General features: G+C 68.4%; 17 protein-coding genes and 1 tRNA gene. 11 read left to right on the forward strand and 7 right to left on the reverse strand.

Going from position 1 to position 13,494, the window contains the following annotated elements:
* Positions 1-10: 10 nt before the first annotated feature.
* From RS83_RS13395 to RS83_RS13415, 5 genes are all read left to right on the forward strand, one after another.
* Complete coding sequence (locus tag RS83_RS13395) at positions 11-235, forward strand: hypothetical protein (RefSeq protein WP_045280828.1); 225 nt, start codon at positions 11-13, stop codon at positions 233-235.
* A gap of 7 nt (positions 236-242) precedes the next feature.
* Positions 243-845 carry a nicotinate-nucleotide adenylyltransferase gene (nadD, locus tag RS83_RS13400; RefSeq protein WP_045280033.1) on the forward strand — a complete coding sequence of 201 codons (603 nt, stop codon included), beginning with the start codon at positions 243-245 and terminating at the stop codon, positions 843-845.
* Positions 842-2,044, forward strand: a complete 1,203-nt coding sequence (locus RS83_RS13405; RefSeq protein ID WP_045280034.1) for a hypothetical protein — start codon at positions 842-844, stop codon at positions 2,042-2,044. Before nadD ends, RS83_RS13405 begins: the two co-directional genes overlap by 4 nt.
* Positions 2,044-2,427, forward strand: a complete 384-nt coding sequence (gene rsfS / locus RS83_RS13410; protein ID WP_045280035.1) for a ribosome silencing factor — start codon at positions 2,044-2,046, stop codon at positions 2,425-2,427. Before RS83_RS13405 ends, rsfS begins: the two co-directional genes overlap by 1 nt.
* A gap of 248 nt (positions 2,428-2,675) precedes the next feature.
* Entirely contained in the window at positions 2,676-2,942 is a 267-nt protein-coding gene (locus tag RS83_RS13415) for a hypothetical protein (protein WP_230113780.1), read from the forward strand.
* Between the two features lie 52 nt (positions 2,943-2,994).
* Here the strand turns inward: RS83_RS13415 and RS83_RS19010 are convergent, their stop codons facing one another.
* The 4 genes from RS83_RS19010 to RS83_RS13430 form a co-directional block, all read right to left on the reverse strand.
* Positions 2,995-3,171, reverse strand: coding sequence for a hypothetical protein (locus RS83_RS19010; protein ID WP_197072135.1), 177 nt, complete (start codon positions 3,169-3,171; stop codon positions 2,995-2,997).
* A gap of 96 nt (positions 3,172-3,267) precedes the next feature.
* Entirely contained in the window at positions 3,268-4,398 is a 1,131-nt protein-coding gene (locus tag RS83_RS13420; RefSeq protein WP_045280037.1) for an AI-2E family transporter, read from the reverse strand.
* An 89-nt stretch (positions 4,399-4,487) separates the two neighbouring features.
* Complete coding sequence (locus RS83_RS13425) at positions 4,488-4,898, reverse strand: DUF2809 domain-containing protein (protein WP_045280038.1); 411 nt, start codon at positions 4,896-4,898, stop codon at positions 4,488-4,490.
* A gap of 95 nt (positions 4,899-4,993) precedes the next feature.
* A tRNA-Ala gene (locus RS83_RS13430) sits at positions 4,994-5,066 on the reverse strand.
* 136 nt (positions 5,067-5,202) lie between these two features.
* On the opposite strand from RS83_RS13430, the gene RS83_RS13435 reads away from it, so the two are divergent.
* Genes RS83_RS13435 through RS83_RS13455 form a run of 5 tightly spaced genes read left to right on the forward strand, consistent with a single transcriptional unit; the run spans position 5,203 to position 9,536 of the window.
* A complete protein-coding gene (locus tag RS83_RS13435; RefSeq protein ID WP_045280829.1) occupies positions 5,203-6,279 on the forward strand; it encodes an NAD(P)-binding domain-containing protein in 1,077 nt (358 codons plus the stop codon).
* A 46-nt stretch (positions 6,280-6,325) separates the two neighbouring features.
* The gene (locus RS83_RS13440; protein ID WP_045280039.1) at positions 6,326-7,117 is read left to right on the forward strand and encodes a hypothetical protein; all 792 of its coding nucleotides are present in this window, start codon (positions 6,326-6,328) and stop codon (positions 7,115-7,117) included.
* Positions 7,114-7,644 (forward strand): hypothetical protein, encoded by a 531-nt coding sequence (locus RS83_RS13445; protein ID WP_156153216.1) that lies wholly within the window; start codon positions 7,114-7,116, stop codon positions 7,642-7,644. Before RS83_RS13440 ends, RS83_RS13445 begins: the two co-directional genes overlap by 4 nt.
* Before the next feature lie 30 nt (positions 7,645-7,674).
* Complete coding sequence (locus tag RS83_RS13450) at positions 7,675-8,331, forward strand: SDR family oxidoreductase (protein WP_045280041.1); 657 nt, start codon at positions 7,675-7,677, stop codon at positions 8,329-8,331.
* Between the two features lie 14 nt (positions 8,332-8,345).
* A complete protein-coding gene (locus RS83_RS13455) occupies positions 8,346-9,536 on the forward strand; it encodes a glycoside hydrolase family 3 N-terminal domain-containing protein (protein ID WP_045280042.1) in 1,191 nt (396 codons plus the stop codon).
* A 16-nt stretch (positions 9,537-9,552) separates the two neighbouring features.
* Here the strand turns inward: RS83_RS13455 and RS83_RS13460 are convergent, their stop codons facing one another.
* Genes RS83_RS13460 through RS83_RS13470 form a run of 3 tightly spaced genes read right to left on the reverse strand, consistent with a single transcriptional unit; the run spans position 9,553 to position 12,122 of the window.
* The gene (locus RS83_RS13460) at positions 9,553-10,419 is read right to left on the reverse strand and encodes a hypothetical protein (protein WP_045280043.1); all 867 of its coding nucleotides are present in this window, start codon (positions 10,417-10,419) and stop codon (positions 9,553-9,555) included.
* A 1-nt stretch (position 10,420) separates the two neighbouring features.
* On the reverse strand, positions 10,421-11,446 hold the full coding sequence (locus tag RS83_RS13465) for an App1 family protein (RefSeq protein WP_045280044.1): 1,026 nt from the start codon (positions 11,444-11,446) through the stop codon (positions 10,421-10,423).
* Between the two features lie 4 nt (positions 11,447-11,450).
* The gene (locus RS83_RS13470) at positions 11,451-12,122 is read right to left on the reverse strand and encodes a DedA family protein (protein ID WP_045280045.1); all 672 of its coding nucleotides are present in this window, start codon (positions 12,120-12,122) and stop codon (positions 11,451-11,453) included.
* Positions 12,123-12,164: 42 nt separating this feature from the next.
* Between RS83_RS13470 and RS83_RS13475 the strand changes: the two genes are divergently transcribed.
* A complete protein-coding gene (locus RS83_RS13475) occupies positions 12,165-13,469 on the forward strand; it encodes an anthranilate synthase component I family protein (RefSeq protein WP_156153217.1) in 1,305 nt (434 codons plus the stop codon).
* The last annotated feature ends 25 nt before the right edge of the window (positions 13,470-13,494 follow it).

Consider the following 13,494-nt stretch of genomic DNA (forward strand, 5'->3'; position numbering starts at 1 on the left):
CGGAGTCATGATGAACCTCATCGCACAGATCGCGATGGCCGCTGCTGAAACCGAGCACCACGGAAACGTGCAGCTCGAGACCCTCATCTTCGGTGTCATCGCGGCGCTGGTGTTCGGGTTCCTCGGACTCGTGACGCTCTCGTACCGTCACGTCGCCAACCGTCACTCGGCCAAGGCCGAGGCATGGGCTGCGCAGCACGGCAAGGACGGCCACGAGGCGGGACACGGCCACTAAGGCCCCCATGGACACAGCGACCTCGCGTGCTCCACGCATCGGCGTGATGGGCGGTACGTTCGACCCCATCCACCACGGGCACCTGGTCGCCGCGAGCGAAGTCGCGCACTCCTTCGATCTCGATGAGGTCGTCTTCGTGCCGACGGGTCACCCCTGGCAGAAGTCGGGCGTGACGCCGAGCGAGCACCGCTATCTGATGACCGTGATCGCGACGGCATCCAATCCGCAGTTCACGGTCAGCCGGGTCGACATCGCCCGCGAAGGGCCCACCTACACGATCGACACCCTTCGCGACCTGAAGCGGGACAGACCGGATGCCGAGCTGTTCTTCATCACCGGAGCAGATGCCGTAGCGCAAATTCTCAGTTGGAGGGACCATGATGAGTTGTGGGAGTTGGCCCACTTCGTCGCGGTCTCTCGCCCAGGACACATTCTGAGCACTGACGGCCTCCCGAGCGACAACGTCAGCCAGCTGGAGGTGCCGGCGCTGTCGATCTCGTCGACGGTATGCCGTGAACGTGTTCGTGACGATCAACCGGTCTGGTATCTCGTTCCCGACGGAGTCGTCCAGTACATCGCGAAGCATCATCTGTATCGGAGCAAGGCATGAGTTCATCGGATCAGCAGGAGCAGGGTCCGCTCACACGCAAGCAGCTGCGGGAGATCCGGATGACGGGGTCGACCCCGGTCATCAGCGCGGAGGAAGCCGCCGCGGCGGCCGAACTCGCCGTCCCGCCGGCGCCGCCGCTTCCCGAGGCACCCGAACCCGAGAGTGTCCCTGAGCCCGAGCACACCAGCGACGTCGCAGCAGACGAGAGCGGTGCCGATCAATCGGCCGCGCCGCTCACCCGTCGTCAGGCACGGGCTCGGGAGGGCGCCCGGACGGGATCCGTGCCCGTCACCGAGGAGTCCGAAGCCGACGCGGCGACTGGCGCGGAACAGCCCGCCGAGGCTGCTCCCGAGGTCGAAGAACTCGTCCAGGTCGACGAGCAGGCCACCGATGAGCCGGTGCAGGCCGCCGAGCCCGTGGTGTCGGGTGTCCCTGATTTTGCGAACTCCGCGCCGGTCGTCGATGAAGACGATGACGATGCCGTGGACGACGTCGAGACCATCGTTCCGGTGAGTGCGGCCGCTGCGGCCGAGTCCGTCGGCGACGTGCCGGTCGAGGTCGCCGAAGAGTCCACGGTCGCGGCTGACGAGCACGATGACGTCTCCGCGCTCGGACTGGTGGACGCCCGTGACCCCGACGACGTCCTCGCGGATGTCGACGAGGGCGACGACGACACGATCGATGCGGGCGAGCGCCCCACCGTCAACCCTGCCTTCGGTGTCGGGCTGCTGAATGATCCTGCCGAGTCGCAGAAGCCGTTCACCCCGTCGTTCGACGACCTGCTCACGGTCAACGATTCGACCGGTTCGCAGCACCTCGCTCCCAGCGCACTCATCTTCACGCCGTCGCCCGGCGAGGGGTCGCTCTCCGGCCCTGTCGCATCGACAGGCGAGATCCTGATCACGGGTTCCTACGAGCTGCCGCGAGGCATGGGCTCGCAGGGACACGCGCACGGCACCACCGACGGCAAGGAGGTGGACGCCGTGCTCATCGACGGCGAACTGCCCCCTGCCTCTTCTCCCACCCCGATCGCCGCGAGTTCCGCGGTCAGCACCATCAAGCCCGCCGGCGAGGTCATCCGTACCCCCGCTCCGGAAAAGGGCAGCAAACTCATGCTCATCCTGGCGATCACGGCAGGCGGTCTCGCACTCGCGCTGGCCGTCGTGCTCGTCGTCGCCATCACCACGAATGTGTTCTGATGCAATCACCTGAAACTGCCGAAGAAATGCTGCGGCTCGCCGCAGAAGCCGCCGTCTCGAAGGGCGGCGAAGACCTCATCGCCCTGAACGTCTCCGAGCCGCTCCCGCTCGTCGACATCTTCCTCCTCGTCACCGGAAACAGCGAGCGCAACGTCGCCGCGATCGCCGACGAGATCGAGGACAGGCTCATCGAGTCGGGGCACAAGCGAGTCCGCCGCGAGGGCCGGGCGGAGGCCCGTTGGGTGCTGCTCGACTTCGGCGACCTGATCGTGCACGTGTTCCACCAGGAGGAGCGGGTCTACTACGGTCTTGAGCGCCTCTGGAAGGACTGCCCGGTCGTGCCGATCGAGCTCGCGGAGACCACGGCCACCGCAGCGGAGTGACGACGCGGATCCACTCTTGAGAACAGCCTCACCGGAGACGGTGGGGCTGTTCTCGTCTGTGGGGGCTCTGCCGCGGGAGAGGTGGCGGCCCAGCACCCGACGGAGCCACCGAGGATTGCGCGTCTCGTCGATCGCCTCCGACCTGTCAAGGGGCTGTCGGAATCCGGACTGCCCCCGCACACTCTTCAGAGGGGGAGAGAAGGCTGGAGGGCTGCGAGATGGGTGAAGGACCGAGTCGGCGATGCTCCATGCATCGAGTCGGCGCATCGGAGTGGGTCGTCAACGACCTGCGGTATCCGCCGGGCGACTCTCGTCGCTTCGTCGCTCGGGTTTATGAGCTCGCGCCGACGGAGTTCGAGGTCACCTGGTTGCGTGATCTGCCGCTCGCGATCTCGTACGACAGCACCGAGGCGATCATCGCCGACGTCGACCGCCTGCTCTCGACGAGCCGAGCCACTCGGCCGGTGCCGATTCCCCATCTGCCACCCATGCCCGCGACTCGAAAAGGGCGCTGAGACGACGAACGGCCACCTCGACGATGAGGTGGCCGTCATTCGTGCAGTGCGCTCAGACCGCGTCGTCGCCCGATGCGATGCGGTCGGCATCGGCGCTGTTGATCTGACCGTCGTCGGCGTCAGGGTCGATGGCCTGCTCGCCGTCGACCTCGCGCGTCGGAACGCCGTCAGTGGTGGTGTCGTCGTCGTCCTCGGGGAACGGGAGGATCGGCGGGATGGGTGTGGACATGATCGGATCCTTTCTGTCGGATGCCGCTCACGCTACGTCCACGGCGTCAGAGGGGACGAGACGGTTGACGGTGCAGTCGGATCGCGCTAGCTGCGGTCAGACGGTCTCAGGGCGCTTCTTGCGGAACGGGCGGGCTGGCGTGTCCGGTCCGTCCCACACCGTGATGATCCCCCAGGCGACGGCAGCGAGCGGCACCGACAGCACCGCGCCGACGATGCCGCCGAGGATGGTGCCGGCGGTCAGGGCGAGCAGGATCACCAGGGCGTGCAGCTTGAGGGATCGAGCCATGACGACCGGCTGCAGGAAGTTGCCCTCGAGCTGGTTGACGAGCACGACGATGCCGACGACGATGAGGGCGGCCACCGGTCCGTGGGTCACGAGGGCGACCAGCGCTGCGAGGATGCCGGCCGCAGTCGCCCCGACCAGCGGGATGAACGCCGTGAGGAAGACGATGACCGCGAGCGGGATGGCGAGCGGGATCTGCAGGATCGCGAGGCCGATGCCGATGCCGAGCGCGTCGGCTGCTGCGACGATCGATGTGCCGCGGATGTAACCGCCGAACACGTCAACGGTCTTGTCGCCGACGCGGCGTGCACGCTCGTAGCCCTCGCCGGTGAAGGGACGCAGCAGGAACTCCCAGATGCGAGGGCCGTCCTTGAGGAAGAAGAACAGCACCACGATCATCAGGGCCAGCCCTGTGAAGAAGCTCGCGGTGGCTGAGACACCCGCCAGTGCACCCTGGCCGAAGGAGGCGCTCGTGAGGAAGTCGCCGGCGCTCGCCCAGACGTCATCGAGGTCGATCGAGCCGAAGTCGAACGGCAGGGTGTCGAGCCATGCGGTCACCTGTGTGATGCCGTCGGTGGCTGAGTCGACCAGGTCGTCCCACTGCGAGCGCACGGTGAGGACGATGACCCACACGATCCCACCGAGGATGGCGAGGATGCCGATCAGCGCGATCCAGGTGGCGAGGATCGACGGCATCCCCTTGCGGCGCATCAGCGCCACGAGCGGGTGGATGGCCGAGGCGAGGATCAGCGCGATCGTCACCGGGATGAACACCAACGACAGCTGCGTGATGACGAACACCGCGACCGCCACGAGTGCGAGCACGATCAGCGTCTGCAGACTGCGTGTCGCCACGAACCCGAAGCCGCGTGACCACAGGCCGGGGGCGGCAGGCGTGTCGGAGCTCGTGATGATGAACTCCGGTCGTCGGAACAGTCCCATGGTGCGCCCTCCCAGATCATCGACGCATTCGCGCCGTGACTGTCAAACCTAGCAACCGGGGCGAGCGTGCATGCCTGACACGCGCTGCGTCAGGCGCGGACGGGAGCATGTGCGCTGCGCGAGAGCGCGAGATCGCAGACCGTCGCCAGCCCGACGCCCACAGCGTACGCGACGAGGTCGAGGGGGTCGAATCCGGCACCGAGCACGAGCCTGATCGGCCAGAGAGTCTCCGCCCAGAGGGCCGGCAGCCCGGTCAGCTGGAAGAGCTCGATCAGCGTGCAGATGCCCAGGGCGCCGAGTGCCACGACGAGCGGCCTCGCGCGCGGGAACACGAATGCGATCACGAGGTACACCATCACCGCGTACAGTGCGTCGCCGGCGAGAGCCGCAAGCGGGCCGTTCCCCAGGAAATGCGTGGACAGGCCGACCGTGATGGTGAGGACCACGGCGACCAGCAGCCGGATCCGGCGTCTGCGGCTGCTGGCGCCTGTCGAATGCATCCACTCACCCTAGGTCAGGACGCCGGCGGGGGCGTTGCAGCGATGCACGATGGGGCGAACACAAGAAAACCCGCGATTTCTCGCGGGTTTCGTTGTGGACCTGAGGGGATTCGAACCCCTGACCCCCTGCATGCCATGCAGGTGCGCTACCAACTGCGCCACAGGCCCGGACTGTGCCCCAGTACCGCGGGGCAACTTGAAAAGAGTACTACACGAATCGACGCGAGCACCAATCCGGGCGAGCATCCCGGGCGTGCCGTGCGGCACATGGAACAAGCCGGTGGCGGACGGCGTTCTTCTCGGTGTGAGCATCCTCGACAGCATCGTGATCGGCGCAGGCCAGGCCGGTCTGTCGGCCTCGTATCACCTGTCCCGCCTCGGGATATCGCACGTCGTGCTCGATGCCGATGATGAACCCGGCGGCGCCTGGCGGCATCGCTGGGATGCGCTGACGATGCGTGACGTCCATGGTGTCGCCGAACTCCCGGGAGACACCGCACCGCCGCGAGACGGTGCACGGGCGAACGTCGCGGTGCCCGCGTACTTCGCGGCCTACGAGCGTGCACACCGCCTGCCGATGGTCAGACCCGTCGCCGTGGACCGCGTGGACGATGACGACGGCATACTGGTCGTCCGCGCGGGGGATCGGCACTGGCGCACGCGCACGCTCGTCAACGCCACGGGCACCTGGACGCATCCATTCCTGCCGCACTACCCGGGAATGGAGACGTTCCTCGGCGAGCAGCTGCACACCGTCGACTACCCGGGACCTGCGCACTTCCTCGGCAAACGCGTGCTCGTGGTCGGCGGCGGTGCGTCGGCGGTGCAGTTCATTGGCGCACTCGCCCCACTGACCGAGACACTGTGGGCCACGCGACGTGAGCCGGTGTGGCGGAACGACGACTTCACGCCCGAAGCCGGAGCCGCTGCGGTGGCGCTCGTCGAGCAGCGGGTCGCGCAGGGGCTCCCGCCGCAGAGTGTCGTGAGCGTCACCGGGCTGATGCTGCGCCCGCAGGAGCGGGAAGCGGAGCGCCTCGGCGCGTACGACGCGCGTCGACCGATGTTCGCGCGGATCGAGCCGGACGGTGTGCGGTGGGCCGACGGCTCGTTCGAACGCGTCGACGTCATCCTCTGGGCCACCGGCTTCCGGCCGGCGATCGGTCACCTCGCGCCGCTGCATCTGCGCAGTGCGGCCGGCGGCATCCAGCTCGACCGCGACGGGCGCGGTACCACGGCGGTCAAGGACCCGCGGATCCAGCTCGTCGGCTACGGTCCCTCAGCCAGCACGATCGGCGCGAACCGTGCAGGTCGCTCGGCGGCGAAGGGTGTGCAGCGCGCGCTCGGCGCGGTCCGTGACGCGCCGCTGCAGACCTCCGTCTGAGACATGCGCCATCCTCGGCGCCGGTCGCGGTCGGTACGCTGAAGACATGGTCCGCATCCTCTTCACGGTCATCTGGCTGCTGCTCTCGGCATGGCTGGTGGTCTGGGTGGGTGAGGGGCTCTTCGGCGTGAATCAGCGCGAGTCGATCCTCCCGTTCTCAGGCGAGGACACGCTCGGCGCACCGATCATGATCGGCGTCGCCTGGGGGTTGCTCCTGACATTCGGCGGCATGCTCACCGGGCTCGGACGCCGGAAGAAGCTGCGCGGTGAGACCGAGATCGGTGTCGGACGCATCGTCGAGGTCTCGCGCACCGGCCTGACCGTGAACGACGTGCCCCAGTACGACCTGTTCATCCGGGTGACGCCCCGGGCATCCGAGGAATTCATCGGGCAGCTCCGGATGCTCGTCGATCCCACCGACGTCGGGGCGTTGCAGGTCGGTCTCCCGCTGCCCGTGCGGTACAGCCTCACGGATCAGGACACGGTGCAGATGGCCGACCCGACCGACCCGGCCGTGATCGACGCCATGCTCGCGTGGCGCATCGACCGCGGGCTGATCGATCCCCGACAGGTCAAGGCGCGCACGACGGGGACTGCGGTGCCGGCATCCGTGCTCGAGGTTCGACCGACCGGTCGTCGCAGGGAAGGTCAGAGCGAACTCGCCCTCCGCGTGCTGATGGCACCGGAGGGCGCTGCCACGTGGGAGGCCGAGACGACGGCGTTCGTCTTCCCCGATGTGATCTCGCGCTTCCAGGTCGGGGCGCCGATCTGGGCGTTCTACCGACGTGAGGATCCGCAGACCGTCGCCGTGACACTCGAGAAGGGAGCCGCGCGATGAACCCGATGGACACGCTCATCTGGCTGCTGAACTTCCCGGCATCGCACGGCTACGCGATGGTCTTCATCGCGGGCTTCTCGATCCTCGGTCTCTTCGTGATCTCGGCCCGCGGCATCGGTTCGTCCGGAGACGCCCTGCGACGTATCCGCGAGCGCGAAGGACTGCTCGACCCGCGCCAGCGCGCCACCGGGCACGTGGGCGGACGTGTCCTGCGGATCCTGTTCCGTGTGCTCGCATTCGTGATGCTGGGTTCACTCGTGATCGGCATCCTGAGCCTGACCGGCGTTCCCGTCACGCGGGCGTACATCCACGACAACGGGCGACCGACCACGGGCACCATCGACGGGGATTGGGTCACCTTCACCACCGCCGAGGGCGTCGAGTACACGCTCGAGAGCAACTTCTTCACCCCGGCGGTCTACCCGGATCGCGATGCGTTCATCTCCACCGGGGAACCGGTGGTCGTGCGCTACCTGCCGGGGCACCCACAGGCATTCGTGATCGACAGCTCGCAGACGCCCGGCTGAGATACAGCCGGGCGAACAGAGGAGGAAACCATGTCACGCATCATCGTGTTCGGCGGCCACGGCCGCATCGCACTGCTCCTGGCCCCGCTGCTCGTGGAGCGGGGTGACGAGGTCACCGCCGTCATCCGCAATCCCGACCATGTCGACGAGGTGCAGGCGGGAGGAGCGACAGCGCTCGTCGCAGACATCGAGCAGCTCGACGTGGATGCACTCGCCGACATCATCCGCGGCCACGACGCGATCGTATGGTCGGCCGGCGCCGGCGGCGGGTCTGCCGAGCGCACCTACGCCGTCGACCGCGACGCCGCGATCCGCACCATGGATGCGGCAGCGAAGGCCGGCGTCAGCCGCTACCTGCTGGTCTCGTGGATCGGGTCGACCGCTGATCACGGCGTCTCGCCCGATGACTCGTTCTTCGCGTACGCGGATGCGAAGTGGGCGGCCGACGAGCACCTGCGCGCCACGGACCTCGAGGGCACGATCCTCGCTCCGGGCACGCTGACGTTCGACGACCCCACCGGCCGCATCCAGATCGATCCCGATGGCAAGGGTGAGGTCGCTCGCGCGGACGTCGCCGCCGTCATCGCGGCCGCGCTCCCCGAGACGAGCACGATCGGGCGCACCATCCGGTTCGGCAACGGCACGCCCGAGTCGAGCGTGCCGATCGCCGACGCCCTCGCCGGCTGAGGTCGAAGGTCGGCATGATGCGGTGGCGGCGGGTCTGGGCTGCGAGCGTGGTGACGGTCATCGCCGCCGCGCTGCTCGCGAGCCCGGCCGCCGCTGCCCCCGCACCGCAGCAGCGTGGTGTCGCTGCAGCGGCCCCTGTGAAGAGCGATCAGGTCGTCGCCCACGCCGCGGAGATGGTCGCGCAGATGACCACCGTCGAGCAGGCGACCAGCATCGTGATGGGCCATATCGGCGGGACGGATGCCGCTGCGCTCCGCGCCTACATGCAGTCGGGGCTCGGTGGCTTCATCCTGATGGGCGGCAACATCCCGGGAACCGAGGCTGAGCTCCGCGCGCTCACCGACGCCCTCACGATCGACCCGGCGCTGCCACCGCTCATCGCGGTCGACCAGGAAGGCGGCATCGTGTCTCGCCTGGACGGCGACGACTTCCCTGCGTCCACGTCGTTGAAGGACGCATCGGATGCCGATGTGGCGGCGGCGTTCGCAGCTCGCGCCTCGCTCGTGGCGCGTGCCGGCATCTCCGTGAACTTCGGGACGGTCGCCGATGTGACCGCAGACCCGCAGTCCTTCATCTACGGACGTTCCCTCGGCACGGATCCAGCGGGCGCGGGGGAACGCGTCGCGGCTGCCACGGCCGCGCAGGAGCCGTTCCTCGCCTCCACGCTCAAGCATTTCCCGGGGCACGGCGCTGCGCCCGGCGACTCGCACAGCTCGATCCCGAGCACCGGGATGAGCCTCGACGAGTGGCGTGCGTCGGATGCCGAGCCCTTCGCCGACGGCATCGACGCCGGCGCGTCACTCGTCATGCTCGGGCATCTGTCCTACACCGCGGTCGACCCGCTCCCCGCGACGTTGTCGCCGACGTGGCACCGGATACTCCGAGACGAGCTCGGCTTCGACGGGGTCACCGTGACGGACGATCTGGGCATGCTGCTCTCGTCCGGTGTGCCTGAGTACTCCGACCCGGTGCGCAACGCAGTGCTGTCTGTGGCGGCCGGCAACGACCTCGTGCTGATGATCGCGGGCTCCACGGCGGCGACGGCGGGGGAGATGGCGGCGGGGATCGCTGCGGCCGTCGACAGCGGAACGCTGCCGGCTGATCGCCTTGCCGAAGCCGCGACACGCGTGCTGGCACTGCGCCTCGAATCCTCGACTGCGACAGCCGACTGGAGCGTCTGCGCGGAGTGCCGACCCGCAGGCTGATCGACGTGGCGGATGCTCAGGCCGCGTGCGAGACGGCGGGCGCTCCGAGCCACGCCTCGAGCAGCGAGGCACGCAAGGCAGCACCGCGCTCCGCGAACCCGCGCTGCTGACGCACGTACTCGGCCTTGCCCTCGGGCGTCTCGATGGGGACCGGTGTCACGTCCCAGGCGCTGAGGTCGTACGGGGCGGCCTGCATGTCGAGCAGGCGGATGTCGCGGGCGAGCTCGAACGAGTCCAGCAGCAGCTCACCGGGGATCAGCGGGCCGAGCTTCGTCGCCCACTTGTAGAGATCCATGCCCGCATGCAGGCACCCAGGCTGCTCGAACAGCGACTGCTCGTCGCGTGTCAGAGGCGAACGGTTGCGCGGCACCGCTTCCGGGGTGAAGAACCGGAACGCGTCGAAGTGCGTGCATCTGAGGTCGTGGTTCTCGACGACTGCGTCGGTGCCGGCGCGGCCGAGTCGCAGCGGTACGGCGTGCCGGTGCTCGTCCGCCCGGTAGACCATGGCCCACTCGTGCAGCCCGAAGCAGCCGAATTGCCCTGGACGCGAGGCGGTGCGCCGCAGCATCCGCTCGCTGAGTCCGGCGAGCTCCGACTTCTCGGTGCCGAACAGCGAGGCATCCGGGACGACGGCATCGGGTGCGGTGCCTGGCGAGTACCAGCGCCACCCCGTGCGCTCCGGCGCCTCGGCCAACTCGACGCCGGCACCGGGATGCCAACGACGCAGCTGCGCAGGCTTGTAGCCGTAGTACGTGAAGAGGAAGTCCCACACCGGATGCTTCTCACCACGGCGAGCGCGCTCGCGGTGCGCTGCGGTCAGTACGTCCGCCCGCTCCTGATGCGCCTGTTCACGGGTCAGCCACTCGCTGCGATCGAGCGTCATGTCAGTGCAGGATGCCGGCTTCGCCGAGCAGATCGCGCAGCCCGGCGCCGTCCTCGGCACTCACCCACGGGGCGGTGTCCGGCGAGTGCGGTTCGCGACCGGCACGGCCTCCGGCCATGACGGCCTCGGCAGGCAGCAGTCGACGGATAGCGACACCGGCGACCGCCTCTGGGTGCTCGTCCATGAACTGGGTGTAGATCGATTCGTCGTGCTGTCCGTCGTCACCGATGAGCAGCCACTTGACGTTCGGGAATTCCGCTGCGAGTCGACGGAGGTTCGTGAGCTTGTGGTCGCGTCCGCTGCGGAACCAGCGGTCGTGCGTGGGGCCCCAGTCGGTGAGCAGCATGGAGCCTGCGGGGAACAGGTGGCGTCCGAGGAAGCGCCAGAGGGTCGGTGCGACGTTCCAGGCCCCCGTGGAGAGATAGACCATGGGGGAGCCGGGGTGCTGGCGCAGCAGCTGGTCGAGGAGCACGGCCATGCCTGGCACCGGGATGCGGGCATGCTCGTCGAGGACGAACGAGTTCCAGAATGCGATGAACGGGCGGGGGAGCGCCGTGACCATCACGGTGTCGTCGACGTCGGAGAGCACGCCGAACGTCGTCGACTCGGCGACGATGAAGGCGCGTGCCTCCACCGGGTCCTGGCCGTCGACCGAGAGCGTGAAGGTCTGCCAGCCGGGTTCGAGGTCAGCCGAGATGCGGATGTCGACCACGCCGCCGCGGTCGGCGACCACGTGATGTGTCGTGTCGCCGATATGCACGTCGACCGAGGCGAAGCTCACCGGGATGCCGACGAAGCTGCGCCAGCCACGCACGCTCGCGAGCTCGCCGTCCTCGGTGCGGCGCTGCGCGGGAACGATCAGGACGCGACCGACGACGCGCACCCAGCCTGGGCCGCCATAGCCGGGGAAGGGGACGATCGTGGCGGTGCGGCCACGACGGCGCGCTCGACCTTCACGCCACACGTGGATGCGGTGTTCGAGACGGGCGAACCAGTGGATCCGGGGCGCCGAGGGTGCGGAAGCCATTGCTTCAGTCTTTCACGTCGCTCTCGGGCTGTGTGTCGACCGCGTCGAGATGACGCGATTCCAGTCGGGTGATCAGCTTCTTGCCGAAGAAGATCAAGAGCAGGAACAGCGCGATCACGCCCACGAAGATGTAGCCGGCGAAGTGCACGCGGTCGACGAGCTCACGGAATCCGCCGGCGGCGAGCGATGTCACCGAGACGTAGGCGGTGGCCCAGATCAGGCACGCGGGTGCGGTCCAGGCGAGGAAGCGCCGGTAGGAGTAGTGGCTCATGCCGACGGTGAGGGGCACGAGGGAGTGCAGTACGGGGAGGAAGCGCGACAGGAAGATCGCCACACCACCGCGCCGCTGCAGATAGCGCTCCGCTCGAACCCAGTTGTGCTCGCCGATCCGGCGACCCAGCCAGGAGTGACGGATGCGCGGACCCAGCCAGCGCCCGAGGAGGAAGCCGATGCTCTCACCCAGCAATGCGCCGATCACCACGGCGATGACCATGAACACGCCCTCGAGCAGTGACGTGACGCCCATGGAGGCGATGATCACGATGGTGTCGCCGGGAACGACGAGGCCGACCAGCACGCTCGTCTCGAGCAGCACAGCGAATCCGGCGATCAGCGTACGGGCGACCGGATCGATGGACTGCACGAAGTCGAACATCCACAGCAGCAGGTCATCCACCCCTCCGAGAATACGGGAGTGCGCCGGTCGTAGGCTGGGCAGGTGCCTGATCATCTGAGCGCCCGGCTGCTCCCCGCCTGGGTCGAGCCCCTCGCCGTGTTCCGGATGCTCGAGACCCGGGCTGCGGATGTCTTCTGGCTGGACGCCGGTGACGGCGCCGCCGAGGGGTGGAGCTTCATCGGCACGGGGACGGTGTCATCGCTGCCGGCAGATGTGCGGATCGACGTGCCGGCGGCGGATGACGGGCTGCCGCCGTTCCGCGGTGGGTGGATCGGCTGGCGTGACTACGAGCAGGGAGCACGCGACGCCGGGGCGCCCGTGACGACCGAGAGAGACGACCGTCCCTCCTGGGTGCTGGCGACGCACGTCGTCGCGATCGATCATGCCGGCCGGCGCGTGTGGGCGCTCGCCGACGAGGGAGAGCTGGATGCCTGGGCATCCGTGGTCGAGGGTGTGCTTCCATCCGACGCCGATCACGATGCGCCGCCCAGCCGCATCGCGGTGGCCAGGCACGACCCGCAGGAGTATGCCGGGCTCATCCAGGAGTGCCGCGAGCTGATCCGAGCGGGCATCGCCTACCAGCTGTGCCTCACCACGCGCTTCACCGTGCCGGGCCAGCACGACGCCGTCGCCGCCTACCTCCGCCTCCGGGCCGCGACGCCCGCCCACCACGGAGGATTCGTGCGCATCGGAGACAGGACACTGCTCAGCGCCAGTCCTGAACAGTTCCTGCACGCCGAAGGCGGTGTCATCCGCACTCGTCCGATCAAGGGGACCAGACCGCGCGGCGCGACTCCTGCGGACGACGCCGCGCTCGCCGCAGAGCTCGCGGTGAATCGGAAGGAGCGCGCCGAGAACGTCATGATCGTCGACCTCATGCGCAACGACCTCTCGCAGGTGTGCGTGCCCGGATCGATCCGCGTCGACGGTCTCTGGGTCGTCGAGACGTATCCAGCAGTGCATCAGCTGGTCAGCACGGTCAGCGGCACCGCGGTCGTCGGAACGACGGTGGGGGAGCTGTTCCATGCCGCGTTCCCCGCCGGCAGCATGACCGGAGCGCCCAAGCTCTCGGCCATGACCCGGCTGCACGCGCTCGAGGGCGGACCACGTGGCATCTACGCCGGTTGCTTCGGATACATCGGGGTCGACGGGACGCTCGACCTCGCGATGGTGATCCGCAGCATCGTGGTCGAAGAGCGGCAGGCCGTGGTGGGCGCCGGTGGCGGGATCACCTGGGGATCGGACCCGGATGCCGAGGTCGCAGAGGTCGCGACGAAGGCCGCCGCACCGCTGGCCGCCCTCGGCGCCGTCCTGCCGGTGCTCTGGCAGTCCGATATCCTGAACTGATCCCGTTTTTTCCTTCAGATTGGTC

The sequence above is a fragment of the Microbacterium oxydans genome (assembly GCF_000956525.1).
Taxonomy (GTDB): domain Bacteria; phylum Actinomycetota; class Actinomycetes; order Actinomycetales; family Microbacteriaceae; genus Microbacterium; species Microbacterium oxydans_A.